This window comes from Microvirga lotononidis (assembly GCF_034627025.1).
GTDB lineage: Bacteria > Pseudomonadota > Alphaproteobacteria > Rhizobiales > Beijerinckiaceae > Microvirga > Microvirga lotononidis.
Genome location: NZ_CP141048.1, coordinates 1,105,545 through 1,129,465 on the forward strand (window position 1 = coordinate 1,105,545; position 23,921 = coordinate 1,129,465).

Here is a 23,921-nt window from a genome sequence, read left to right on the forward strand (position 1 = left end):
CTGCTTGGGAGCACTTTGGAAGGGTCTGCACACATATTGGCTGCCGCGCTCTCCGGATCAACCCATCGCGGCCGAGGGCCGGCTTCCATCTCTGATCCATCAAGAGATGGTTTACCCCTTCTCGTTCAGCACAGTCTGATGCTATTGAATATCGTTTCCCTTTTCCGTATTCTCTCCCCGCGCTCCGTCCGGACCGGGCAGCGCCACGGGCCTTTACAGAAAATTGAACCAACTTGACCTAGACGATGAAGCCGCATGGCGTTTCGCGCGTTAAGCGTAACAGGACGTGTGCGCGAACACCGACGATATTCACCCGATGGAGGATTGATCTCGCCTCCACCTTCAACTGCGATGAGGAGCATGATCATGCGTGACGTGCGCAAGACGGCACTGTGGCTTGGTCTCATTGGATCTGTCTCCCTCTTCCCCTTGTCTGCCCTCGCGGACGATGCGGCCCAACCCCAGGCCGATTTGGTCCAGACCGCTCCGGCAGAGCCCTCCTTCCACGATGTCGCCGCTCAGGACGCCGACGCTCGGAAGGATACGGCCGCTCAAGCCGTCCCGCTGCCCGAGCCCGCGCCCGTCACGATCGAGGCGGTCGACCTCAAGGCCGCTCCCGCCATCGACATTCCCCTGCCGGATGCGGCTCCCGTGACGGCCCTGATGCAGACCGATCTCTTCCGCATGGCCGTGGAGGGATTGTTCGCGGACGATGCCGCCATGCGCGAGATGCGCGTGAGCGCCAAGGACCGGGAGGCGCTGCAGGCCTTCTACGCGCAGGCCGAGCGCCCGCTGGTCTGGGCGCGGGACGGCGCCTGGTCGCCCGCCGCCTTGGGCGCGATGGAACGCCTGAAGGCCGCCGACGAGGACGGTCTCGATCCGACCGATTATTCCTTGCCCGACCGGGGCCTGCGCAGGGATGCGAATCCGGCGCAATGGGCCCAGGCCGATGTGCGACTCTCCCTGTCGGTGATCCGCTATGCCCGCGATGCCCGCGGAGCGCGCATCGACCTCGCGCGGCTCTCCCCGCTCGTGACGCCGAAGCTCGCCCTGCCGGCCGTCGACGAGGTGCTGAGCAAGGTCTCCACCGCCGGCGATGCGGGCGGAGCGCTCGAGGCCTACAACCCGCCCCATGCCGGCTACAAGGCCCTGAAGGAAAAGCTGGCGAAACTGCGCGAGAGCCATCCCTCGCAGCCGAGCGTGCGTCTGCCGCGCGGCCCGGTCCTGCGCGTGGGCATGAAGGATCCGCGCGTGCCCCTGATCCGGGCTCGGTTCAACCTCACGAAGGAAGCGAACAACCAGACGGTCTACGACGAGCGCGTGGCTTCCGCCGTGGCGGCCTTCCAGAAGGAGAAGGGCCTGCCGGACACGGGCGTCCTGAATGCCCAGACGGTGGCGGCCCTCTCCGGTCCCTCGGTGGCGCAACGGCAATCCGACCTGATCGCCAACATGGAACGCTGGCGCTGGCTGCCGGCCAATCTGGGGCAGCGGCACATCATGGTGAACGTGCCCGAATTCCGCCTGCAGATGGTCGAAGGACGCGACACGGTCTATCAGACGCGGGTCATCGTCGGCAAAGAGCAGTCGCAGACGCCGATCTTCTCCGAGGACATGAAGTACCTCGTGGTCAATCCGTCTTGGACGATCCCGCCGTCGATCATGAAGAAGGAGATCCTCCCGGCGCTCGCCAACGACCCCGACTACGCGGCGAAGAAGGGCTACAAGATCATCCGGCGCGGCGATCGGATCATGGTTCAGCAGCCGCCGGGCGAGCGCAATGCGCTGGGCTTCCTGAAGTTCATGTTCCCCAACCAGCATGCGGTCTATCTGCACGATACGCCGAACCGCAATCTCTTCTCCGCCAGCAAGCGCGCCTTCAGCCATGGCTGCGTGCGCGTCGACAAGCCCTTCCAGCTTGCGGAAGAGATCATGGGCAAGGACGGCAAGTGGACCGAGGAGAAGCTGCGGGGCCTCATCGGCAAGGGCGAGCGCACCGTGCACCTGACCAACCCGCTGCCCGTGCACCTGACCTACTTCACGCTCACGGTCGACGAGAAGGGCGAGATGAAGCGCTTCGAGGATCTCTATGGCCTCGACCGCAAGGTCCGGGCCGCTCTCAACCTGTCCGAGTAGCCGCCTCTTTCATCGCGTTTTCGACCGATTTCCTGCTCTCATTTAACGGGAACGTAACCGTCTTCGGCAAAGATCCTTTCACCATAAGGATTGCTGCATCCCCGGATGCGGACCGGTAAAGACGAGTACCACAGTGAGAGTATTGCGTACGGACCGCCTGGCGCAGCGCGCCGGCATTGGTCTTGTGGCCTTTCTGGCCGTCATGGTGGGTGGGGTGCGGGGCACGCAGGATGCCGTCGCCAACGGCGATACCCGCACGCTGAGCCTTTACAACAACAACACCAAGGAAAGCCTCACCGTCACGTTCAGGCGCAACGGCCAGTACGATTCGGGCGCCCTGCAGCAGCTCAACTGGTTCCTGCGCGACTGGCGCCGCGACGAGCCGACCCGCATGGACCCGCGCCTGTTCGATACGGTGTGGGAGGTCTATCGCGAAGTCGGGTCCAGCGCGCCCGTGCATGTGAACTCGGGCTACCGCTCGCCCCAGACCAACTCGATGCTCCGGCGACGGTCGAGCGTGGTGGCCAAGAACAGCCAGCACATGCAGGGCAAGGCCATGGACTTCTACCTGCCGGACGTGTCCGCCGCGCGCCTGCGCGCCATCGGCATGCGGCTCCAGAACGGCGGCGTCGGCTATTATCCCAACGCCTACACGCCCTTCGTCCATCTCGACGTAGGCAGCGTGCGCGCTTGGCCGCGCATGACGCGCTCGCAGCTCGCCAGCATATTCCCCGACGGCAAGACCGTGCATATCCCGTCGGACGGCAGGCCCCTGCCCGGCTACGACGAGGCTCGCGCCGAGGTTCTCGCCAAGGGCGGCACGGTCGCAGGCTATACCGCCTACGCGGATGCCGAGGAGGCCGTCGCCAACCAGCCGCGGCGTAAGAGCTTCTGGGCAACGCTGTTCGGCCTCGACGAGGACGAGAACGAGGATGCGGAGGAGATCCGGGTCGCCTCGCGGCCGGGCCGGGCCATCGTGGCCTCCCGTCCGGCCCAGTCGCCTCAGAACTACTACGCCAGCGATTCCAACACGTCGGTCTATGCGGCGCTTGAGCAGCGCCAGGCTCCCGAGCCGATCCGTCCCGCTCCCGTGGCGATCCAGCCGCGGCCCGAGCCGCCCGCTCCCGCCGTCATGGCCGCCATGGCGCCGGCTTTGCGTGAGGACCTGACGCCGCCGCCCACGGCGCCGCTCCCGCCGACCCGGATCAACGGAGCGCCCGGCACCGTGCAGACCGCATCGGGCCCCGTCCTGGCCTGGCAGCAGGGTCCGGAATCGCAATCCGATCTGTCGATCCCCAAGGGCATGGCCTTCGCGCCGATGCCGCCGCGGCGGCCCGACGCGGACGACGCAGGCGGCGTCGAACCGGTCGCCGGCACCGTCGCCCTCGCCTACGCTCCGCTTCCGCCGGCCCGTCCGGGATCGCTCGCGGCCACGAACCCGATCCCCGGCCTTCCGGAACAGCGCGGCGCGACCGAGATGGCGGCCGTCCAGCATCCCCTGCCGCCGCCCCGGCCCGACCTGCGCCCCGTCGTGGTGGCCTCCGCGAGCCCGGTCGACATTCCGGTGACCGGCTCCACGCCCAAGGCGCCGCCGAAGGCCGAGAAGGCGAAGCCTGCGGCTGCTCCGGAAGCCAAGGCGGCGCCCACCGCAAGAAAGCCCCCGGCAACCGCCCTGAGCGCCCTCATGTCGGCGGAACCCAGCCTGCATATGGGCTTCTCGAACAAGCCCGCGGGCGATCTGGCGACCAACAAATTCACCGGGCCGGCGGTCAAACCGCTGCCGGTGGTGCGATAAGGAAAAGGGCCCCTCGCGGGGCCCTTTCTGTTTGAACCGGAGGATGTCTCACTCGCCGTGCTGCCGGCCGTATGCGTTACGCGTCGGAGAGGTCCAGCCCTGTGGCGGCGTCTTGGGGCGATAGACTTCGACCAGCAGCGGATGGCAGGCCGCGACATCGCTCGAATGCTGCGCGCTGCAATCGCCGCCGGGACAGGCGGAGAGCGCGCCGAGCAGGTCGATCTCGGCGAAGAATTCCAGATAATCGCCCGGCCGCACGGGGCTCGCCTTCATGAAGTACTGCCCCGTGTCGCGCGTGAAGCCGGTGCACATGAAGACGTTGAGCACGTCGTGCACCGCCGGCTCGACTTCGTCCTTGGGACGTCCCAGCCGGTGCGCGAGCGCGCGGGTCAGGTTGGAATGGCAGCAATGGTGATAGTCGTGCCCCGAGAGCAGGCGATGCGTATAGGGATCGCAGCGCGTGCCGATCACGTCGTGCACGGAGCCGCCGAACTCGTCGAAGCCGTACCAGTCGAGGGTGTCGTGGGTGATCGTCGCCATCGGCCTCAAGTAAGGCAGGGACGACCAGAGCTGGTCGCCGGTCGACACATGCGTGCCGTTGAGGGCCCTGGTCTTGCCGGAGAAGAAGCGCTCGTTCAGATCGTCCGCCGACCAGAGATTGAGATCGCCCACCTGCGGCCCCTCGATGCTCACGATCCGGAAGAAGCAGCCGGCCGGCACGCTGAAGCAGCGCGCGTCGCGCGGCGGCACGACGACCTCGTCGATTTTCTCCCATCCCGTCCGGGCGGCCTGATAGGCGGCGAGGTCGGGCCGCGGCAGCGTATCGACGGGATAGCAGATGACGGGAGCCACCTTCCGGCGTGCCTCCGCGTCACGAGGTTCCGACACTTGGTCCCGGGCCAGCTTCATGCGTTTCTCCAGCTTTCGCAGTCGGTTCCTTATAGGCAACCGGATCGCCGCAGGCGAGCGGGAAGGATGGATGGCTGGTCCGTTTCACCTTACGTCATCACCGGCCTTGTGCCGGCGATCTCGATGCAAAGAGCGCCGCAGGTGTCATTCCCGGCCGGAGCGCAGCGGAAGGGAAGGGAATCCATGGCTCAGAGATTGATCGTGGATCCCCTTCCCTCGCTGCGCTCGCCGGGGATGACAGCGGAGCGCTTTCTGCGCTCTCCGGACAATCCTTCGAGACGCAGCTGCGCTGCTCCTCAGGATCAGGTGAGAGGGTGATGAGCCAGTTCCTTGAAACAAGAAAAGCCCCGCGGAGCGATCCACGGGGCTTTTGAAAAGGCGGAACGGCAGGAAGGCCTCAGACCATCCCGAGCGCCTGCATGTAGAGCTCGAGGATCGCCTCCTCTTCCTGGCGCTCGGCATAGTCTTTCTTCCGAATGGAAACGATCTTGCGCAGGACCTTGGTGTCGAAACCGTTGCCCTTGGCTTCGGCATAGACGTCCTTGATGTCGCCTGCGATGCCGGCCTTTTCCTCCTCGAGGCGCTCGATGCGCTCGATGAAGGCCTTCAGCTGGTCGGCTGCGACGGATTCGGTGTTGAAAGCTGCGTCATCCATGAGGGAAGCCCCTTAAACGTGGTGTTGGTGCCAGTGTTATGGCCATTTGGTTGAAGCGGTTTTAATGCCCGGGCTTCGATTTCTCAAAATCGGCGAGCTGTGCGGAAGAAGCCTCGCGCTGATGGCGTTCCTTCCACTCCTCGTAGGGCATGCCGTAGACATGGGTCCGGCTTTCCTCCTTGGAGAGGGCGATGCCGCGCTCGTCGGCGGCTTCCTTGAGCCAGTTGGACAGGCAGTTCCGGCAGAATCCCGCCAGGTTCATGAGGTCGATGTTCTGGACATCGGTCCGCTCCCGCAGATGCTCGACGAGCCGGCGGAACGCCGCGGCCTCCAATTCCACCTGGGTCTTCGCGTCGATATCCTTCATGACCTTACCCTCCATGCTGGCGCAGGCGCTCGCGCGTGCGGGTCCCGAAGATTTTCGGCTCCCGCAGCCCGGGCCGGCCGGCGAGCGGCTTGAGCAGCCGGGCGAAGCGCTCGGCCCATTCCTCGGCGCCCTCGTCCGACGCGATCAGATCCTGCCGGATCTCGATCAGCGCATTGGCGAGGCCCCGGATCGTGGCGTGCCGGTCGACCGTGTCGCCCGCCAGCGCCCCATCATAGGGCTCGTTGTCGCCGACGACGAGTCCGTCCTCGGCCGCGAGACCGTCGAGGAGCGGCCTGGCGAAACGGTCGTCCGCATCCCACAGGATGCCCACATGCCAGGGCCGGGCCCAGCCGCGCCAGATCGGCGTGAAGCTATGGACCGTCACCATGACCGGCGGATGGCCCGCCGCCATGGCCTCGTGGATCGCATCCGCGATGGCGTCGTCATAGGGATCGTAGAAGCGGGCGATGCGCCGCTGGATCTCGGCCTCGTCGACCTTGGCGTTGCCCGGCACCACCGCGCCGTCGGACAGGCGCATGACCAGGGTCGGATCGTCCCGGCCCCGGTTGGGATCGATGATGAGGCGCGAGAACCGGGTCAGGATCGCCGGAGCGCCCAAGCGGCGGGCGAGCGCGCGCGTCACGGCGGCCGCCCCGATGTCGTAGGCGATGTGGCGTTCGAACTCGGATTCCGGAAGCCCCAGATCGCCGAGATCCGGCGGGACCGCATTGGAGGCGTGGTCGCACAGGATCAGAATCCCCGATTCGACGGAACCGGGGACGATTTCCACGGGATGAGGTTCACGGGACGGATCGTCGCGCTTGAGAGCGGCGGAGGCGGACATGGCGGAGATGGATTTCGACAGGATGGATTGAACGGCGGAGGAAAAGCCTTAACGTGCCCCTCCGACCCTGACAACGCGACCTTCCGCGCAACAGACTTTCACGACGCTCATGGCCTCCCCATCCACGACGGCCCGGCTCGAACCGGGCTTGACTTCAGCCTTTGCCGCGCTGTGCCTCGGCGCCGTCGCCATGGGGATTTCCCCGATCTTCGTGCGCTTCGCCTCCTCCAGCATGGGCGGGGCGCCGGCCGATGTGGGGCCCTTCGCCAGCGCCTTCTGGCGCGTCTCGCTCTGCCTGCCCCTGCTCTATGCGTGGATGCGAATCGAGGAGAAGCGCGCGCCCGCCGGCACGCCGAGGGTCCGGTTTTCCAAGGCGAGCATCCTCGGGGGCATCGTCTTCGCCGGCGATCTGTTCTTCTGGCATCTGGCGATTCTCAAGACCACGGTGGCGAACGCCACCTTCTTCGCCACCATGGCGCCGCTCTTCGTCGTGCTGACCGTCTGGCTCGTCCTCAGGCAGCGCGTCTCGCGCGGAACCTTCATGGGCCTTGCCCTCTGCCTCCTCGGCGGCGCGGCGCTGATCGGGCAGAGCCTCCAGGCGGATCCGGCCCGAATCGTCGGCGATCTCTACGGCGTCGCTACGGCCTTCTTCTTCGGCATGTATTTCCTGGCCGCCAGCCGGGCACGCAAGACGGCCGGGGCCGCACGGGTGACATTCGAGGCCGGGCTGATCACCTCGGCGATCCTTCTGGTCGTCGCGCTTCTCTTCGACACGCGGGTGATCCCCCACACCGCCCAGGGCATCGCGGCGCTGCTCGCCATGTCCTATGTCAGCCACGCGGGCGGACAGGGCCTTCTCGCCATCGCGCTCGGGCGATTGCCGGCGGTCTTCTCGTCGCTGGTGATTTTCCTGGAGGCGATCGCAGCGGCCCTGTTCGGCTGGGCCATTCTCGGCGAGCCATTGACGCTGGTGCAGAGCGTCGGCGGAGCCCTGATTCTGTTCGGCATCTGGATCGCGCGGCCCACAGCCGATGCGCCGGCCGGATAGATCCCCCCTCCATATGGAGAGGAAATAGAGAGCGATGCCCATTCCAAAGAGGCCCTTGCGTGGTGTAAAGGCCATGCGGTCCGCAAAATCTGCAGCGTGCCTGCGGTAAAGCCTTGCCCCGGCTGAACTTCTGGCCGACAACGATTCGACATAGTTCTCACCGCATTGTGCGATTTCATTCCTTTCGATTCGATCATACCGCATCCATGAAGGCCGCTCTCCACACATCGTCTCCTCGCTGGCGGCGAAGCCTTGCACTCGCAGCGTTCCTCGGCAGCGGGTGCCTTCTGGCCGCATCGCCCGCGAAGGCGGATCTGCGCCTGTGCAACATGACGTCGAGCCGGGTCGGCATCGCGCTCGGTTACCGGGACGCTCAAGGGTGGGTCACGGAGGGCTGGTGGAATCTCACCGCGCGCGGCTGCGAGACATTGCTCAAGGGGCAGCTCGGCGGCCGCTTCTATTATATCTATGCCATCGATTACGACCGGGGCGGCGAATGGAGCGGACGCTCCTTCATGTGCACCCGGGAGCGCGAATTCACGATTCGCGGAACGGAGGATTGCCTCGCCAGAGGCTTTGATCGCAGCGGCTTCTTCGAAGTCGACACAGGTGAACAGAAGAGCTGGACGATCCAGCTCACCGAAACGAACCGGCCAGGGGGGCCATGACGATGAGACGCGACAGGCGCACGAAGATCCTAGCAACCTTGGGCCCGGCTTCCGAGAATCCGGAGATGATCGCCAAGCTGTTCGAGGCCGGTGCCGACGTCTTCCGCCTCAACATGAGCCACCTGCCCCGCGAGAAGCTGAAAGAGCGGGTCGAGATGATCCGCGCGGTCGAGGCCCGGTTCAAGCGCCCCATCGCGATTCTCGCCGACCTGCAGGGGCCGAAGCTGCGCGTGGGCGCCTTCGAGGGCGACAGCGCCATGCTGGTGCAGGGCCAGAGCTTCACGCTCGACGCCGACAAGACGCCCGGCACCAAGAACCGCGTGCACCTGCCCCATCCCGAAATCCTGTCCTCGCTCGAGCCCGGCCACACGGTGCTGATCGACGACGGCAAGCTGCGGCTGCGCGTGAAGAGCGTGAAGCAGGGCTCGGCCACCACGACCGTGGAAGTCGCGGGCAAGATCTCGAACCGCAAGGGCGTCAGCCTGCCGGACACGACGATCCCCGTCGCCGCCATGACGGATAAGGATCGCTCGGATCTCGAAGCCGCCCTCGATGCCGGCGTGGACTGGATCGCCCTGTCCTTCGTGCAGCGTCCGGAGGACGTGGCCGAGGTGAAGAAGGTCGCTCGCGGCCGCGCGCTCGTGATGTCGAAGCTCGAGAAGCCGCAGGCCATCACCCGCCTCGACGAGATCATGGAGATCTCCGACGCGGTCATGGTCGCCCGCGGCGATCTCGGCGTGGAGATGCCGCTGGAGAAGGTGCCGGGCATCCAGAAGCGCATCGTCCGCACGGCCCGCAAGCTCGGAAAGCCCGTGGTGGTGGCGACCCAGATGCTGGAATCGATGATCACCTCGCCGGTTCCCACCCGCGCGGAAGTCTCCGACGTGGCGACCGCCGTCTATGACGGCGCGGATGCCGTGATGCTGTCCGCCGAGAGCGCCTCGGGCCAGTATCCGGTCGACGCGGTGGCCACCATGAGCCGCATCGCCGAAGAGGTGGAGCAGGACCAGAACTACTGGTCGATCATGCGCACCCTGAACGCGGAGCCGGAAGCCACGGGCTCCGACGCCATCGCGGCGGCCTCGCACCAGATCGCCGACACGCTCAACATCAAGACGGTGGCGGCCTGGACCTTCTCGGGCTCGACCGCGTTCCGCATCGCCCGCGAGCGGCCGAACTCCACGGTCGTCGCGCTGACGCCCAGCGTGAACACCGCCCGGCGTCTCGCGCTGGTCTGGGGCGTGCACTCGATCCGCACCAAGGACGCCAGCGACATCGACGACATGGCGTTCCGCGCCTGCAAGTTCGCCGTGCGCGAAGGCTACTCGGCCATCGGCGAGCGCATCATCATCGTGGCCGGCATGCCCTTCGGCACGCCCGGCGCCACCAACATGGTGCGCATCGCCTTCGTCAATCAGGAGCACGCCGCTCAGGCTTAAGGCAGAAACTCCGTGTCTCGCCTCACTCCCACGTCATCACCGGCCTCGTGCCGGTGATCTCGTTTGGAGCGACCCGCCCGGCCAGGGCCTCGATGGCCGCGAGAACCGTCATCTGGTCCGCATATTGCGGCATATGGCCGATGCCGGGCATCAGGATCAGCTCCGCGCCCGGCACCGCCCGGACGAAGCAGAGGCTGTGGAGATCGCTCCAGACGATCTCGTCCCGGTCGCCGGCCACGACCGTCACGGGCAGCCGGATGTCCCCGTAGCGCACGCTCTGCCGCAGGACCGCCTCGTACATGACGGCGAAATCCTGCATGTTGGCCTCATACGCCCGGGGTCGGAAGGCCAGCGGGATGAAGCCCTTCTTGACGATGTCGGGCGGGGCCGATTGCGGTCGGAACGTCTTGCTCTTCATCCAGGGCCGCAGGACGAGAAGAACCGGCACGGCAAGGGTGCGCATCAGCAGCCATCCGACCGGCGAATCGATCAGGCGCCGATACCAGCCGATATAGCCTCCCGGCCATGGGGACGTGATCCCGGACAGGACGAGGATCGCTCCCGTCACATCCGTATGATCGAGGGCGAAATGGGGCACGATGGTCCCCGACCAGGAATGCCCGACGATCACCGCATCCCGAACGTCCAATTGCCGCAGGGCGCGCGCGATCAGGGCCGCCTGCCGGGCGGGCTGCGCTTCATGCAGGCCCGGCCGTCGCTCGCTCCAGCCATGGCCGGGACGGTCGAAGGCGAGAACCCGGTAGCGGTGCGAAAGCGCCCAGCCCATGCCGAGCATCGACTCGACCAGGTTGGACGATGCGCCGTGCAGGAGGACGATGGTTCCCCTCTCCGATCCGTCGCGTGGCCCCTCCTCCCGGTAATGCAGCCTACAACCTTCGACCGCGACGAACCGGCCGGTCGGCGGGAAGCGCCTCTCGATGGACCAGGCGTAGAGATAGGTGAACGCGGCCCCCAGGGCGAGGAGCGAAAGCGGCACGGCGAGAGCGAGGAGCAGGGACATCCCTGCAACGTGGATTTAGAGGTCCTGTCCGTCAACCTCGGGGGCGAGGCGGTTCACGATGGTCTTCACGTCCGACATCTGCGGATTGATCTTGAGCACCCGTCGATAAGCTTCGAGGGCATGAACCTTGTCGTCGGAGGCCATGAGGATATGGCCGAGCCCGGTCCAGGCATTGAAGTGACGAGGCTCGATCTTGATCGCCCGGTGCAGATCGGCCATGGCGCCCACCGGATCGTCGAGCTGGTAGAAGACCGTCGCCCGCTTGTACCAGGCCTCCGCCCAGTTGGGCTGGAGCACCAGAACCCGGTCGATCAGCTCGATGGCGAGGGGAAAGTCCTTCTTTCCATAGGCCTCGGCGGCGCGATTGAGCAGAAGGTCGGCCGTATCGGAGCCGGAGCGGGAGAAACGCCGCTCGATCAGGGACGAGATGCCTTCCGCCTCGCGCTCGGACTGCGCTTTTCCCAAGCGCTCGAACAGCTCGTCCAGGGTGGAGGCGCGAGGGCGTGTCCGAGGCGGCTGCGCCTGTTCCTTGGGGTCCTTGGGACGCACGGACTCCTGCGCGCTCGCGGGGAGTGCGGTGGAGACGAGGGCGAGGGTCAGCAGACACGCGAAAAAACGCATGCCGGGATTTTAGGGTCCCGGCATGCGTGGTCAATTCAGATTATCGTGTGCGGCGATGCCGCAGCACTGACTCAGCCCTGACGAGCCTTGTAGCGCTTCTGGGTCTTGTTGATGATGTAGACCCGGCCCTTGCGACGAACCAGCTGGTTGTCGCGGTGACGGCCGCGGATCGACTTCAACGAGTTACGGATCTTCATATCCGGTCTCCTGCGGCCCCTCGGGAAGGCCGGAAAAAGAAAATGGTGGGCGCGGCTGGGATCGAACCAGCGACCCCTACGATGTCAACGTAGTGCTCTCCCGCTGAGCTACGCGCCCGGGAAACGGTGATTTTGAGGTCCCGCTTCGGCTGTGGGGGCGATATACCCACAAGCGGGCTCTGGCGCAAGCCTGAAGGCCAGCCTTTTTTAGGCAGCCATCATTTTATCGACTTCGGTCACCAGATCGCGCAGGTGGAACGGCTTCGACAGGACCTTCGCGTCGCGCGGGGCCTGGGAATCCGGATTGAGCGCGACGGCGGCGAACCCGGTGATGAACATCACCTTGATCTCCGGGTCGAGCTCGGTGGCCTTGCGGGCCAGCTCGATGCCGTCCATCTCCGGCATGACGATGTCCGTCAGGAGGAGTTCGAACGGCTCTTCGCGCAGGCGGTTATAGGCCGAAAGGCCGTTGTCGAACGAGGCCACGTCGTAGCCTGCATTCTCCAGCGCCTTCACGAGGAAGCGGCGCATGTCGTTATCGTCTTCGGCAAGAAGAATCTTCATCGGTTGCCAGTCCCGAATCGTGGCGGTTTGACTCGCTCCTTGATGAGGGATCGATGGTAAACAAGCCGTGAAAGTACGACGCAGCCTTGCTACGATATTGTCATGGACAGGCGGCGGAGCTGCCTTACACTAGCGCCAAGACCTGCTTCTTTTCCAATCAAGCCAAGATTTCTGATGCGGCCAACCATCGTTGATGAGTTCGATCCCCCCTTCACGATCACCGAACCTTCGGCGCAGACGATCCCCTTCGTCTTCAACGTGCCGCATGCGGGAGCCGTCTATCCGGCGTCCTTCCTGGCCGCGTCCCGGCTCGATGCCGTCGCCCTGAGGCGCTCCGAGGACGCTTTCGTCGACGAGCTTTTCGGCTCCGTGACCGAACTCGGCGCTCCCCTCATGACCGCCCGCTTCCCGCGCGCCTATCTCGACCTGAACCGGGAGCCCTACGAGCTCGATTCCCGCATGTTCGACGGCCGCCTGCCGCCCTTCACCAACACCCGCTCCATGCGGGTGGCCGGAGGCCTCGGAACCATCCCGCGCATCGTGGCGGACGGGCAGGAGATCTACCGTTCGCGCCTCCATGTGGAGGAGGCCCTGCACCGGATCGAATGGCTCTACAAGCCTTACCACCGGACCCTGCGCCAGCTCGTGCGCCGCACGGCCCAGCATTTCGGGCACGCCGTACTCATCGACTGCCATTCCATGCCCTCCTCCAGCGTCAGCCGCGAAGACGGAGCCAGGGCCGACATCGTGCTGGGAGACCGTTACGGCACAAGCTGCGCCACCCTGCTGATCGACCTGGTGGAAGCGGCCTTACGCGGACGCGGCTATACGGTGATCCGCAACAAGCCCTATGCGGGCGGCTTCATCACTGAGCATTACGGCGAGCCGGCCCTGGGACGGCACGCGCTCCAGATCGAGATCAATCGGGCGCTCTACATGGACGAGCGCAACATGCAGCAGAAGCCGGGCTTCGCGATTCTCCGCGAGGATCTGACCCAGGCCTTCACCCAGGTGATCTCGGATATCGAAGGCGAGCTGACGATCCGGTCGATCGCGGCGGAGTGATCCTCGACGCCTCGAACCATTCGGGCAAGAAAAAAGGCCACTGTTGCCAGCGGCCCGAAGTTTAGGGAGGAAACGCCCAAGAAGGGCAGCGATAAGGCGACGCCATCGCCATATCGCACTGCAATAATTACGCCGCATCGCACAAATTGCAACTAAAATCTTCGCACTGGTCATGCCTTGTCCGCATGGCTGCCGGGATGGGGATCGATAGCTGTCACATAGAAGGCCAAGCTGAGGAGCAGCCAGCCCGCAAGCGCGGCGAAGACGAGGCGATAGCCTTCGGGCCGGTAGAGGCCTGCATCCGACCGCCCCATGACATCGATCAGCACCCCCGTCACGCTCTGGCAGAGAAAGGCCCCGCCCATCGTGCCGATATTCATGAGCGTGATGCCTCGTCCCGTCAGGGTGCCCGGAAACAGCGATTTCCCGTGGCTTGTGAGGATGGGCGTATAGGCGACGCAGAGACCGAAGAGTGGGAACCAGACCATGGCTGCGGTCCGGTCGAGGGGCACGAGGACGAGCACGACGAGAAGCAGGACCGTCCCCGTGCTGCCGATGAGGACGGGCTTCTTGTAGCTGCCCCAGAACCGGTCCATGGCGCCCCAGAGCAGCATGCCGCAGATCTGCGCCGTCGCGCCGAGCAGCAGGATGTTGCCTCTCGTGGCGAGGTCGGCCCCGTGCACGTCCGACAGCCAGGGCCCGCCCCAGAGTCCGATCACGGAGGCGAAGCACCCATAGGTGGTCAGGTGCATGAAGAAGACAGGCCAGAAGGACGGCACCTTCAGGGCGGCGGAAACGCCCCCGAACGCGTCGGCCCAGGTCTCCTTGGGTCGGTCCGAATGAGCATCCCGGGGCACGACCCACACGATGGCGAGCCAGATGACAATGGTCAGTACGGCCAGCGCGAGGAACGAGACGCGCCAGCCGAAGGCGGCGGCGGATGCCGCCAGCGGGGCCGTCGCCGCTAGGGTGCCGATATTGGCCAGTCCCATCTGCAGGCTGGTCAGTCCGGCGAAGCGCTGCGGCGGAAAGCGCCGGGCATAGATCACCAGAGGTGCCATGAAGAAGGTGGAGCAGCCGAGCCCCATGAGCGCCCGCGCGGCGATGAGCAGGGATGCCGAAGGCGCAAAAGCGAAGAGGACCGTGCCCGCCACGGTCAGCACGGCGGTCGCCAGCATGACCCGCTTGGGGCCATAACGGTCGATGAGGATGCCGATCGGGATCTGGACTGCCGCGAAGGCGAAGAAGAAGGCGCTGGAGAGAAGGCCCGTCTGGGTGGCCGTGAGGTGCAGCTCACGGGCGAGATCGTTGGCGATCACCCCGATGGAATTGCGCAGGAACTGGCTGACCGCATAGAGCGCGGCGAGCACGGAAATCAGGAGCAGGGCCGATTCGAAGCGCGTGGTACCGGTCTTGGGCGCAAAATCCATGGCAGGCAAAATCCTTTGGCGCTACCGTTCTCTTGCCGCGCGCCAAGCGCTTGATAAAAGCTGATCGCAGGCGGGCCAAGGCCGCCCGCATTCATCATTTAGGGGATACGCCAAGTCATGGGGCTCATCGACTTCACGCATTTCGTCAACGAGCTCGCGACCCAATCGGGCCAGGCGATCCTGCCCTTCTTCCGCACCGCCATCGCCACCGAGGACAAGTCCAGGGGCGGAGCGTTCGACCCGGTGACGGAGGCTGATCGGGCGAGCGAGGCGATCATGCGTCACCTCATCAAGCGCAGCTTCCCCACCCACGGCATCGTCGGCGAGGAATTCGGTTCCGAGCGCGAAGATGCGGATTACGTCTGGGTGCTCGACCCCATCGACGGAACGCGAGCCTTCATCGCGGGTCTCCCCACCTGGGGCACCTTGATCGGGCTCACCTACAAGCGCCGGCCGGTCTTCGGCATGATGCACCAGCCCTTCACGGGCGAGCGCTTCTTCGGCGACGGCGGCAGCGCGACCTATCGGGGACCGGGCGGCGAGCGCAAGCTCCTGGCGCGCCGCTGCGCCTCCCTGAAGGACGCGGTCATCTCCACGACGAGCCCACGCCTCTTCGCCGGCGACGAGCTGCGGGCCTATGACCGGGTGGAGAGCGTCGCGCGCCTCGCCCGCTACGGCTGCGATTGCTATGCCTATTGCATGCTGGCCGCCGGCCATATCGACCTCGTGGTCGAGTCGGGGCTGAAGCCCTACGACATCGCCGCGCTGGTGCCGATCATCGAGGGCGCGGGCGGCGTCGTGACGACCTGGGAGGGCGGATCAGCCGCCGATGGCGGGCGCATCGTCGCGGCGGGCGACCGCCGGGTCCACGCCGCCGCCGTCGAGCTGCTCAGCCGCTGATCCGATGTCGGCCCGATCCCGCTTCGCACCGACCATCGGGTCGGGCGTGCCCGGGATGAAGGCGTCGAAGGCGGCCCAGAACTGCTCGCGGATCGAATCCCGCTCCATCAGGATCTCGTGCCGGGCGCCCGGGATCACGATGGCGGAGCCGGCCTTGAGCCGCGCGGCGAAGCGCTCGGTAGCCGGCGTGGCACACACCGGGTCGGCGCCGGCCGCCACGATCAGGGTCGGCACCCGGATCTTCACCGCATAGGCCGGATCGGCGAAGCGCTTCATGAAGCGAAAGGCGCTGTCGAGCCATGCCACCGTCGGCGCGCCGATGGCCCCCGCCCCGATGGCATGGGCCGCCTCGGCATTGCGGGCATAGCGGACCGGGTCGCTCGTCAGGCGGTTGCCCTTGAACGGCATCGTCGAGATCGACGTCTCCCCGCCGCCGGGAACGAACGTCTTGCCCATTCCGAGGAACCGCAGGATCCGCGCCAGCAGCGCGGCGGATGCGGTGCGCCTGATGATGCACAGGGCGATCATCGGCGTCGTGGTCACGAGGCGCCGGAAGGGCAGCCAGCCCTCATAAGCCGCGTTGAGCGCGATGGCACCGCCCATGGAATGGGCCAGGCAGAAATGCGGCTCCGGCATATGCGGCACCAGCACCTGGTCGCGGATCGCCTCCAGATCGTACCGGAAATCCGAGAAGCGCCGGACATGGCCTTTCCGGGGATTGCCGACCTGTCGACCAGACAATCCCTGCCCGCGCCAGTCGAAGGCGACGACGGCGAAGCCCCGGTCGAGCAGTTCGCCCACCACCTCGAAGTATTTCTCGATGAACTCCGCCCTGCCCTGCAGGATGCAGACCGTGCCCTGCGGCGCCTCGGTTTCCGGCATCCAGGTGGCCACCCGGAGCGGAATGCGGTCGCGGGTCGTGACGCCGACCAGCTTGGGTTCGCCGGGCACGGGATTGTCGGGAGTGGTGATGAATTCCACGGGCGTTTCCAACTCGAAAGCTCACGCCTTTATAGGGCGGATTCAGCTTAGGGAACGCCCCTCTTGAAAGCAAACCGGCCGGCTCCCACATCGAACTCGTGCCGGCCATGACGGCGGTGCATCAACCGGGATCCAGCCTCTTTTGGTGGATCTTTCTGCATGTCGCTTCAAGCGGAGGATATGCCATGCGACAGTACGATCTTGCTCCCCTTTACCGCAACACGGTCGGCTTCGACCGTCTCTTCTCGATGCTCGACCAGCTCGTCAGCGTCGATGCGGCTCCGAGCTACCCGCCCTACAACATCGAGCGCACCGGCGAGAATGCCTATCGCATCTCGATCGCGGTTGCCGGCTTTACCGACCGTGACCTGACCATCGAGGTCAAGGAAAACACCCTCTCCGTCCGCGGCGAACGCAAGCCGAACGAAGAGCGCAAGGTCGACGTGCTCCATCAGGGCATCGCGGCGCGCAGCTTCGACCGGCGCTTCCAGCTGGCCGACGGCGTTCAGGTGACGGGTGCGGCCCTCGAGAACGGCCTGCTCCATCTCGACCTCGTGCGCGAGATCCCGGAGGCCAAGAAGCCGAAGCTCATCCCGATTTCCTCGAACGGCGCCCAGGCCATCGAAGCCAAGCAGGCCGCCTGACGAACTCTCTGAACCCAAACGAAGAGCGCCCCGGTTCGGCCGGGGCGCTTTTTGTTTTGTCGGATCCTGGTCCTTGGTATTCCGCCGGGGTTGGAGGGGTCCCCGTCGGTCAAGGGTCTCTGGAGAGAACCAATCGCGGGCGAATGCGGCAGGGTTAGGGCAATCACTCGGCCGCCTGGCGCCCTACCTCCGAAGAGGCGAGCTCCAAGAGCCTGCGCACATCTTCTTCCCGTGTGGCCCAGGAGGTGACGAGGCGGATCAACACCTCGTGATCGGCGACGCGTTCCGTCTCCGGCAGGCTCAGCTCCGTCCAGCCATGATAGAGGATGCCGGCGGCCTTCAGGGCCCGGTCCAGCGCCTTCGGAATGATCGGGAAGACCTCGTTCGCCTGGGACGGCCAGCCCAGGCGCACGCCCGGGACCTGCAGGAGCCCGGCTGAGAGCAGCGCCGCCATGCGATTGGCGTGGCGGGCATTGGCGAGCCAATGGTCGTCGGCGAAGTAGCCCTCGAACTGCGACGCCGCGAGGCGTCCCTTGGAGATGATCTGGCCGGCGCGCTTGGACCGGTAGTCGAGCGCCTCCGCCAGTTCGGGTTTGAACACCACGATGGCCTCGGCCATGAGGCCGCCGTTCTTGGTGGCCCCGAAGGACAGGATGTCGACACCCTGCTTCCAGGTCATCTCGGCCGGCGTGCAGCCGAGCGAGACCAGGGCATTGGCGAAGCGGGCGCCGTCCATGTGGAAGGACAAGCCGTGCTCCCGGCAGACGCCCCCGAGGGCCGAAAGCTCGTCGAGGCCGTAGACCATGCCCCCCTCGCTCACCTGCGAGATCGACAGCGCCTTGGGCGGCATCTGCTTGACCGCTTTGGGCAGGCTTTCGAGATAGGCGGCGACGTCCTCGGCCCTCAGCTTGGCGCCGACGCCCGGCAAACCCGCGAGCTTCGCCCCATGCATGAAGAATTCCGGCGCCCCGCACTCGTCGTCGATGATGTGGGCTTCCCGGTGGCAGACGCAGAGGCCGTAAGGCGGCACGGCTGAGGACAGGGCCAGCGCATTGGCGGCCGTTCCCGTCGTGACGAAGAAGACCGACACCTCGCGCTCGAAGATCTCATTGAACCGCGTCCTGACGCGCTTGGAGATCTCGTCGTTGCCGTAGGCCGCCATGGCTCCGGCATTGGCCTCGACGATGGCCTGAAGAACGGGAGCGCTGGCTCCCACGATGTTGTCGCTGGCAAAATTCATGACGCGTTCCTAGAGCATCGAACCCGAAAGTGGAATCCACTTTTGGGATCCCATCCGATGCTCCTTCTTTTGGCTGGCGCATCGTTGGGCGCGAAAAACCGGAGAGCCGCTTTTCGCACCATGCGCTAGAGCATTGCCCGGAAAAGGGGAATGCCGGTTCAGGCATGAGGCCCATGCCTTCCGCTAGGGCGTTCAGCCTCGGCCAACATGTCAAGGTCATTGACCCATCGGTGGAGACTTTCGTTCCGGAGGTCGAAAAGCTGCTTTTGTTACACCCGACATCGCCGGCTTGTAACTTTTGTCTAAAATATTTCTAAACCCTCTTGTGCGCTGCGTCGAACTCTGGCACTTTGCCGTTATTAGGACAGTATCGCTGTCCCTTTTGGGGTGCCTGCGCGCCTCACCTTCGCCCTGGGGTTTTCTTGATGCTTCGCCTGACGCGAACGAAACGAGATACCACGAAAGCCGCCCGCAAAACGTGGGCGGGACGGGCGACTCTGGGCTGACGACAGCCCAAGGTGCCCGCGAGGTGCGGGCTCCCCTGCCGGACCCAACCCTCGAAAACCCGAAGAAGCGGCGGGCGCTCCGGACGATCCGATCATCCGGCAGGCCCAAAAGCCGCCCTAATGAACCTTGATGACGCGTTCGGATGTGAGGATCTGCCATGAGCGACGAGCCGACCAAGAGCCTGGAAGCCCAAGTGCCAAGCCGTACGGCCACGATGGCGGACACGGTCAAAGTGGTGCGCGATCCGGGCCTGCCGGCCGCCCAGGGCCTGTATAACCCCTCGAACGAGCAGGATTCCTGCGGCGTCGGCTTCATCGCCGACATGAAGAACCGCAAGTCCCACGCCATCGTCGAGCAGGGCCTGTCCATCCTGCACAACCTCGACCATCGCGGCGCGGTGGGCGCGGACCCGAAGATGGGCGACGGCTGCGGCATCCTCGTGCAGATCCCGCACAAGTTCTTCGCGGCCGAATGCGCCAAGGTCGGTATCTGGCTGCCCGAGGAAGGCCAGTACGGCGTCGGCCACCTGTTCATGCCCCGCGACCCGGAGGGCTTCCAGCTCGTCGAGGAGATCGTCACCAAGGCGATCACCGACGAGGGCCTGCAGGTTCTCGGCTGGCGCGACGTGCCGGTCGACTCGAGCGATCTCGGCGAGAGCGTGAAGGCCACCGAGCCCCTGCATCGCCAGATCTTCATCGGCAAGGGCAAGGGGATGGACGATCCCGAGACCTTCGAGCGACGCCTGTTCATCGCCCGCAAGGTGATCTCCAACGCCGTCTACGACATGAAAGACGAGCGCACGGCAGGCTATTACCCGGTCAGCCTGTCCTCGCGCACCGTCGTCTACAAGGGCATGGTGCTGGTCACGCAGCTGCGCGACTATTATCCCGACCTGCAGGACGAGCGTTTCGAGAGCGCCATCGCCCTCGTGCACCAGCGCTTCGCCACCAACACCTTCCCGACCTGGCAGCTCGCGCATCCCTATCGCATGGTCGCGCATAATGGCGAGATCAACACGCTGCGCGGCAACGTGAACTGGATGGCGGCCCGCCAGGCCTCGGTCGATTCCGAACTCTTCGGCAACGACATCTCGAAGCTCTGGCCGATCTCCTACGAGGGCCAGTCCGACACGGCCTGCTTCGACAACGCTCTCGAATTCCTGGTGCGCGGCGGATACTCGCTGTCGCACGCCATGATGATGCTGATCCCGGAAGCCTGGGCCGGCAACCCGCTCATGAACGATGACCGGCGCGCGTTCTACGAATATCACGCGGCCCTCATGGAGCCGTGGGACGGCCCGGCCGCCGTGTGCTTCACGGACGGCAAGCAGATCGGCGCGACCCTCGACCGCAACGGCCTGCGCCCCGCGCGCTACCTCGTGACCGACGACGGCCTCGTGGTGCTCGCCTCCGAGATGGGCGTTCTGCCGATTCCGGAAGAGAAGATCGTCGAGAAGTGGCGCCTCCAGCCGGGCAAGATGCTCCTCATCGACCTCGATGAAGGCCGCATCGTCTCCGACGACGAGATCAAGCAGCAGCTCGCGCAGGCGAATCCCTACAAGGAATGGCTCAAGCGCACGCAGATCGTGCTGGAGGACCTGAAGCCCGTGCAGGCGCGCGAGTCGCGCACCGACGTGTCGCTCCTCGACCGCCAGCAGGCCTTCGGCTATACGGCGGAGGACCTCAAGCTCCTCATGCAGCCCATGGCCGTGACCGGCCAGGAAGCCGTCGGCTCCATGGGTTCGGACACGCCGATCTCCGCGCTCTCCGACAAGGCGAAGCTGCTCTACACCTATTTCAAGCAGAACTTCGCCCAAGTGACGAACCCGCCGATCGATCCGATCCGCGAAGAACTCGTCATGAGCCTCGTGTCGTTCATCGGCCCGCGTCCGAACATTCTCGACCTCGAAGGCACCTCGCGCCGCAAGCGCCTCGAAGTGCGCCAGCCGATCCTCACCAACGAGGACCTGGAGAAGATCCGCTGCATCGGCCATTTCGAGGACCGGTTCGACACGAAGACCCTCGACATCACCTATGACGCGGAACTCGGCGCGGCGGCCCTCGACGGCGCCCTCGACCGTCTCTGCGATCGTGCGGAAGCGGCCGTACACGGCGGTTACAACATCATCATCCTGTCCGACCGCATGGTCGGCCCGGACCGCATCCCGATCCCGGCCCTGCTGGCCACGGCAGCCGTGCATAATTACCTGATCCGGAAAGGGCTTCGCACCTCGGTCGGCCTGGTGGTCGAATCCGGCGAGCCGCGCGAGATCCATCACTTCGCGTGCCTTGCCGGCTACGGCGCGGAAGCGATCAATCCGTATCTCGCCTTCGAGACCATCGCGGCCATGCTCGAGGCCGGCGAACTGCCGGAAGAGGTGGACGCCGACGAAGCGATCAAGCGCTACATCAAGTCCATCGGCAAGGGCCTGCTCAAGGTCATGTCCAAGATGGGCATCTCGACCTACCAGTCCTATTGCGGCGCGCAGATCTTCGACGCGGTCGGCCTGAAATCCGACTTCGTGTCCCGTGACTTCTTCGGAACGGCGACCACCATCGAAGGCATCGGCATGGACGAGGTGGCGGAGGAGAACGTGCGCCGCCACCGCGACGCCTTCGGCGACGCGCCGATCTACCGCAACGCCCTCGACGTGGGCGGCGAATACGCCTATCGCCAGCGCGGCGAGGTCCATGCCTGGAACCCGGACACGGTCGCGACGCTGCAGCACGCGGTGCGCCTCAACGCGCAGGACCGCTACCGCGAATATGCGCGCCTCGTGAACGAGCAGGACAACGAGCTGAAGACCATTCGCGGCCTCTTCCGCATCAGAAAAGCGGACGAGACGGGACGCGCGCCCGTCGCCTTGAGCGACGTGGAACCGGCCCAGGAGATCGTGAAGCGCTTCTCCACCGGCGCCATGTCCTTCGGTTCGATCTCGAAGGAAGCGCACGAGACGCTGGCGCTCGCCATGAACGCCATCGGCGGCAAGTCGAACACCGGCGAAGGCGGCGAGGAGCCGGAGCGCTTCCGTCCGCTTTCCGACGGACGCTCCAAGCGCTCCGCCATCAAGCAGGTGGCCTCCGGCCGCTTCGGCGTGACGACGGAATATCTCGTCAATGCCGACATGATGCAGATCAAGGTGGCTCAAGGAGCGAAGCCCGGCGAGGGCGGGCAGCTGCCCGGCCACAAGGTCGACGTGAAGATCGCCCGCGTGCGTCACTCCACGCCCGGCGTCGGCCTCATCTCGCCGCCGCCGCACCACGACATCTACTCCATCGAGGATCTGGCCCAGCTGATCTTCGACCTGAAGAACGTGAACCCCGCGGCCGACGTTTCCGTGAAGCTCGTCGCCGAAGTGGGCGTCGGCACGGTGGCGGCGGGCGTCGCCAAGGCGCGCGCCGACCACATCACGATCTCGGGCTTCGAGGGCGGCACGGGCGCGTCTCCCCTCACCTCGTTGAAGCATGCGGGCTCGCCCTGGGAAATCGGCCTTGCCGAGACCCAGCAGACCCTCGTGCTCAACCGCCTGCGCGGCCGCGTGGCCCTGCAGGCGGATGGCGGCCTGCGCACGGGCCGTGACGTGGTGATCGCGGCTTTGCTCGGCGCGGACGAATACGGCTTCTCGACCGCGCCGCTGATTGCGGCGGGCTGCATCATGATGCGCAAGTGCCATCTCAACACCTGCCCGGTCGGCGTCGCCACCCAGGACCCGGTGCTGCGCAAGCGCTTCAAGGGCCTGCCGGAGCACGTCATCAACTACTTCTTCTTCGTCGCCGAGGAAGTGCGCGAGCTGATGGCCGAGATGGGCTTCACCTCCATCGACGAGATGATCGGCCAGTCCGATCTCCTCGACAAGAACGCCGCCATCGACCACTGGAAGGCGAAGGGCCTCGACTTCACGAAGCTCTTCCACAAGCCGGAAGTGCCCGAAAACGTCTCGATCCGTCACCAGGAGCGTCAGGTTCACCCGATCGCCAAGGTGCTCGACCGCACGTTCATCACCCAGGCCGGTCCAGCCCTGGAGAACGGCGAGGCGGTCGTCATCGAATCGCATGTGAAAAGCTCCGACCGGACGGTGGGCGCCATGCTCTCGGGCGAGGTCGCGAAGCGCTACGGCCATGAAGGCCTGCCCGACGACACTATCACCGTGAAGCTGAAGGGCACGGCAGGCCAGAGCTTCGGCGCCTGGCTGGCCGCGGGCGTGACGCTCAACCTCGAAGGCGAAGCCAACGACTATGTCGGCAAGGGCCTGTCGGGCGGCAAGATCATCATCAGCCCGTCCACGGCCTCGAAAGCCCGGCCTGAGAACTCCATCGTGGTCGGCAACACGGTGATGTACGGGGCGATTGCCGGTGAAGCGTATTTCCGCGGCGTCGCGGGCGAGCGTTTCGCCGTGCGCAATTCCGGCGCCATCGCGGTGGTGGAAGGAACCGGCGACCACGGCTGCGAATACATGACCGGCGGCCTCGTGGTCGTGCTGGGACAAACCGGCCGCAACTTCGCGGCGGGCATGTCCGGCGGCATCGCCTACGTGCTCGACGAGGACGGCACGTTCGGAAAGCGCTGCAACCTCTCCATGGTCGATCTCGAACCCGTCGAGGAGGAGGAGGACCTCATGCGCCGCCTCCACCATCACGGCGGCGACCTGGAGACCAAAGGCCGCATCGACATCATGGCCAACATGTCGGGCCCCGATGAAGAGCGCCTGATGCAGCTCATCACCAACCACCACACCTATACGGGCTCGACGCGCGCCAAGGAGATCCTCGACAACTGGACGACCTACCGCACCAAGTTCGTGAAGGTCATGCCGGTCGAGTACCGCCGCGCGCTCCAGGAGATGGATCGTCTCCGGAACCTGCAGGCGGCGGAATAAGGATTAAGGGGCAAACC

Annotated in this window: 20 protein-coding genes and 1 tRNA gene; 9 read left to right on the forward strand and 12 right to left on the reverse strand. The window is 65.5% G+C overall.

What is annotated here, in order from left to right:
- Positions 1-366 precede the first annotated feature (366 nt).
- Entirely contained in the window at positions 367-2,133 is a 1,767-nt protein-coding gene (locus tag U0023_RS05230) for a L,D-transpeptidase family protein (RefSeq protein WP_009763390.1), read from the forward strand.
- A 133-nt stretch (positions 2,134-2,266) separates the two neighbouring features.
- Positions 2,267-3,928, forward strand: a complete 1,662-nt coding sequence (locus tag U0023_RS05235) for a DUF882 domain-containing protein (protein ID WP_009763389.1) — start codon at positions 2,267-2,269, stop codon at positions 3,926-3,928.
- A 48-nt stretch (positions 3,929-3,976) separates the two neighbouring features.
- On the opposite strand, the gene U0023_RS05240 is transcribed toward U0023_RS05235, so the two are convergent.
- From U0023_RS05240 to U0023_RS05255, 4 genes are all read right to left on the reverse strand, one after another.
- On the reverse strand, positions 3,977-4,837 hold the full coding sequence (locus U0023_RS05240; protein ID WP_009763388.1) for an urea carboxylase-associated family protein: 861 nt from the start codon (positions 4,835-4,837) through the stop codon (positions 3,977-3,979).
- Between the two features lie 397 nt (positions 4,838-5,234).
- A complete protein-coding gene (locus tag U0023_RS05245) occupies positions 5,235-5,492 on the reverse strand; it encodes a DUF2312 domain-containing protein (protein WP_009763387.1) in 258 nt (85 codons plus the stop codon).
- 61 nt (positions 5,493-5,553) lie between these two features.
- A complete protein-coding gene (locus tag U0023_RS05250) occupies positions 5,554-5,859 on the reverse strand; it encodes a DUF1244 domain-containing protein (RefSeq protein WP_009763386.1) in 306 nt (101 codons plus the stop codon).
- 4 nt (positions 5,860-5,863) lie between these two features.
- Positions 5,864-6,703, reverse strand: a complete 840-nt coding sequence (locus U0023_RS05255) for an N-formylglutamate amidohydrolase (RefSeq protein WP_009763385.1) — start codon at positions 6,701-6,703, stop codon at positions 5,864-5,866.
- A 109-nt stretch (positions 6,704-6,812) separates the two neighbouring features.
- On the opposite strand from U0023_RS05255, the gene U0023_RS05260 reads away from it, so the two are divergent.
- The 3 genes from U0023_RS05260 to pyk all read left to right on the forward strand — a co-directional run bounded on the left by U0023_RS05260 (position 6,813) and on the right by pyk (position 9,858).
- Positions 6,813-7,751: a DMT family transporter gene (locus U0023_RS05260; RefSeq protein ID WP_009763384.1), complete on the forward strand. Its 939-nt coding sequence runs from the start codon at positions 6,813-6,815 to the stop codon at positions 7,749-7,751.
- A 206-nt stretch (positions 7,752-7,957) separates the two neighbouring features.
- Positions 7,958-8,419 (forward strand): DUF1036 domain-containing protein, encoded by a 462-nt coding sequence (locus tag U0023_RS05265; protein ID WP_009763383.1) that lies wholly within the window; start codon positions 7,958-7,960, stop codon positions 8,417-8,419.
- A gap of 2 nt (positions 8,420-8,421) precedes the next feature.
- Positions 8,422-9,858, forward strand: a complete 1,437-nt coding sequence (pyk, locus tag U0023_RS05270) for a pyruvate kinase (RefSeq protein ID WP_009763382.1) — start codon at positions 8,422-8,424, stop codon at positions 9,856-9,858.
- A gap of 22 nt (positions 9,859-9,880) precedes the next feature.
- On the opposite strand, the gene U0023_RS05275 is transcribed toward pyk, so the two are convergent.
- The 5 genes from U0023_RS05275 to cpdR all read right to left on the reverse strand — a co-directional run bounded on the left by U0023_RS05275 (position 9,881) and on the right by cpdR (position 12,261).
- Positions 9,881-10,879, reverse strand: a complete 999-nt coding sequence (locus tag U0023_RS05275; RefSeq protein WP_009763381.1) for an alpha/beta fold hydrolase — start codon at positions 10,877-10,879, stop codon at positions 9,881-9,883.
- 15 nt (positions 10,880-10,894) lie between these two features.
- Positions 10,895-11,500 (reverse strand): tetratricopeptide repeat protein, encoded by a 606-nt coding sequence (locus U0023_RS05280; protein ID WP_009763380.1) that lies wholly within the window; start codon positions 11,498-11,500, stop codon positions 10,895-10,897.
- A gap of 71 nt (positions 11,501-11,571) precedes the next feature.
- Positions 11,572-11,697 (reverse strand): type B 50S ribosomal protein L36, encoded by a 126-nt coding sequence (gene ykgO / locus U0023_RS05285; RefSeq protein ID WP_009763379.1) that lies wholly within the window; start codon positions 11,695-11,697, stop codon positions 11,572-11,574.
- Between the two features lie 43 nt (positions 11,698-11,740).
- Positions 11,741-11,815: transfer RNA gene (locus tag U0023_RS05290), tRNA-Val, on the reverse strand.
- Positions 11,816-11,904: 89 nt separating this feature from the next.
- Complete coding sequence (cpdR, locus tag U0023_RS05295; protein ID WP_009763378.1) at positions 11,905-12,261, reverse strand: cell cycle two-component system response regulator CpdR; 357 nt, start codon at positions 12,259-12,261, stop codon at positions 11,905-11,907.
- A gap of 174 nt (positions 12,262-12,435) precedes the next feature.
- On the opposite strand from cpdR, the gene U0023_RS05300 reads away from it, so the two are divergent.
- Entirely contained in the window at positions 12,436-13,326 is an 891-nt protein-coding gene (locus tag U0023_RS05300; protein WP_009763377.1) for an N-formylglutamate amidohydrolase, read from the forward strand.
- 170 nt (positions 13,327-13,496) lie between these two features.
- Here U0023_RS05300 and U0023_RS05305 read toward each other — a convergent pair whose 3' ends face one another.
- Complete coding sequence (locus U0023_RS05305; protein WP_009763376.1) at positions 13,497-14,756, reverse strand: MFS transporter; 1,260 nt, start codon at positions 14,754-14,756, stop codon at positions 13,497-13,499.
- A 117-nt stretch (positions 14,757-14,873) separates the two neighbouring features.
- On the opposite strand from U0023_RS05305, the gene hisN reads away from it, so the two are divergent.
- Positions 14,874-15,656: a histidinol-phosphatase gene (gene hisN / locus U0023_RS05310; RefSeq protein ID WP_009763375.1), complete on the forward strand. Its 783-nt coding sequence runs from the start codon at positions 14,874-14,876 to the stop codon at positions 15,654-15,656.
- Here the strand turns inward: hisN and U0023_RS05315 are convergent.
- Positions 15,576-16,637 carry an alpha/beta fold hydrolase gene (locus U0023_RS05315; protein ID WP_009763374.1) on the reverse strand — a complete coding sequence of 354 codons (1,062 nt, stop codon included), beginning with the start codon at positions 16,635-16,637 and terminating at the stop codon, positions 15,576-15,578. The two genes, hisN and U0023_RS05315, sit on opposite strands and share 81 nt — an antisense overlap.
- A 185-nt stretch (positions 16,638-16,822) precedes the next feature.
- On the opposite strand from U0023_RS05315, the gene U0023_RS05320 reads away from it, so the two are divergent.
- The gene (locus U0023_RS05320; protein WP_009763373.1) at positions 16,823-17,281 is read left to right on the forward strand and encodes an Hsp20 family protein; all 459 of its coding nucleotides are present in this window, start codon (positions 16,823-16,825) and stop codon (positions 17,279-17,281) included.
- A gap of 163 nt (positions 17,282-17,444) precedes the next feature.
- On the opposite strand, the gene U0023_RS05325 is transcribed toward U0023_RS05320, so the two are convergent.
- Entirely contained in the window at positions 17,445-18,521 is a 1,077-nt protein-coding gene (locus tag U0023_RS05325; RefSeq protein WP_009763372.1) for a threonine aldolase family protein, read from the reverse strand.
- Positions 18,522-19,185: 664 nt separating this feature from the next.
- Between U0023_RS05325 and gltB the strand changes: the two genes are divergently transcribed.
- Positions 19,186-23,904 (forward strand): glutamate synthase large subunit, encoded by a 4,719-nt coding sequence (gltB, locus tag U0023_RS05330; protein WP_009763371.1) that lies wholly within the window; start codon positions 19,186-19,188, stop codon positions 23,902-23,904.
- The last annotated feature ends 17 nt before the right edge of the window (positions 23,905-23,921 follow it).

Bases quoted from the DNA above. Each gene is read 5' to 3' on its own strand.
- cpdR (WP_009763378.1), bottom strand. From the start codon at position 12,261: ATGAAGATTCTTCTTGCCGAAGACGATAACGACATGCGCCGCTTCCTC.
- U0023_RS05305 (WP_009763376.1), bottom strand. From the start codon at position 14,756: ATGGATTTTGCGCCCAAGACCGGTACCACGCGCTTCGAATCGGCCCTG.
- U0023_RS05320 (WP_009763373.1), top strand. From the start codon at position 16,823: ATGCGACAGTACGATCTTGCTCCCCTTTACCGCAACACGGTCGGCTTC.
- pyk (WP_009763382.1), top strand. From the start codon at position 8,422: ATGAGACGCGACAGGCGCACGAAGATCCTAGCAACCTTGGGCCCGGCT.
- U0023_RS05325 (WP_009763372.1), bottom strand. From the start codon at position 18,521: ATGAATTTTGCCAGCGACAACATCGTGGGAGCCAGCGCTCCCGTTCTT.
- U0023_RS05250 (WP_009763386.1), bottom strand. From the start codon at position 5,859: ATGAAGGATATCGACGCGAAGACCCAGGTGGAATTGGAGGCCGCGGCG.
- ykgO (WP_009763379.1), bottom strand. From the start codon at position 11,697: ATGAAGATCCGTAACTCGTTGAAGTCGATCCGCGGCCGTCACCGCGAC.
- U0023_RS05230 (WP_009763390.1), top strand. From the start codon at position 367: ATGCGTGACGTGCGCAAGACGGCACTGTGGCTTGGTCTCATTGGATCT.
- U0023_RS05255 (WP_009763385.1), bottom strand. From the start codon at position 6,703: ATGTCCGCCTCCGCCGCTCTCAAGCGCGACGATCCGTCCCGTGAACCT.
- U0023_RS05245 (WP_009763387.1), bottom strand. From the start codon at position 5,492: ATGGATGACGCAGCTTTCAACACCGAATCCGTCGCAGCCGACCAGCTG.
- U0023_RS05275 (WP_009763381.1), bottom strand. From the start codon at position 10,879: ATGTCCCTGCTCCTCGCTCTCGCCGTGCCGCTTTCGCTCCTCGCCCTG.
- U0023_RS05300 (WP_009763377.1), top strand. From the start codon at position 12,436: ATGCGGCCAACCATCGTTGATGAGTTCGATCCCCCCTTCACGATCACC.
- U0023_RS05280 (WP_009763380.1), bottom strand. From the start codon at position 11,500: ATGCGTTTTTTCGCGTGTCTGCTGACCCTCGCCCTCGTCTCCACCGCA.
- U0023_RS05240 (WP_009763388.1), bottom strand. From the start codon at position 4,837: ATGAAGCTGGCCCGGGACCAAGTGTCGGAACCTCGTGACGCGGAGGCA.
- hisN (WP_009763375.1), top strand. From the start codon at position 14,874: ATGGGGCTCATCGACTTCACGCATTTCGTCAACGAGCTCGCGACCCAA.
- U0023_RS05265 (WP_009763383.1), top strand. From the start codon at position 7,958: ATGAAGGCCGCTCTCCACACATCGTCTCCTCGCTGGCGGCGAAGCCTT.
- U0023_RS05260 (WP_009763384.1), top strand. From the start codon at position 6,813: ATGGCCTCCCCATCCACGACGGCCCGGCTCGAACCGGGCTTGACTTCA.
- gltB (WP_009763371.1), top strand. From the start codon at position 19,186: ATGAGCGACGAGCCGACCAAGAGCCTGGAAGCCCAAGTGCCAAGCCGT.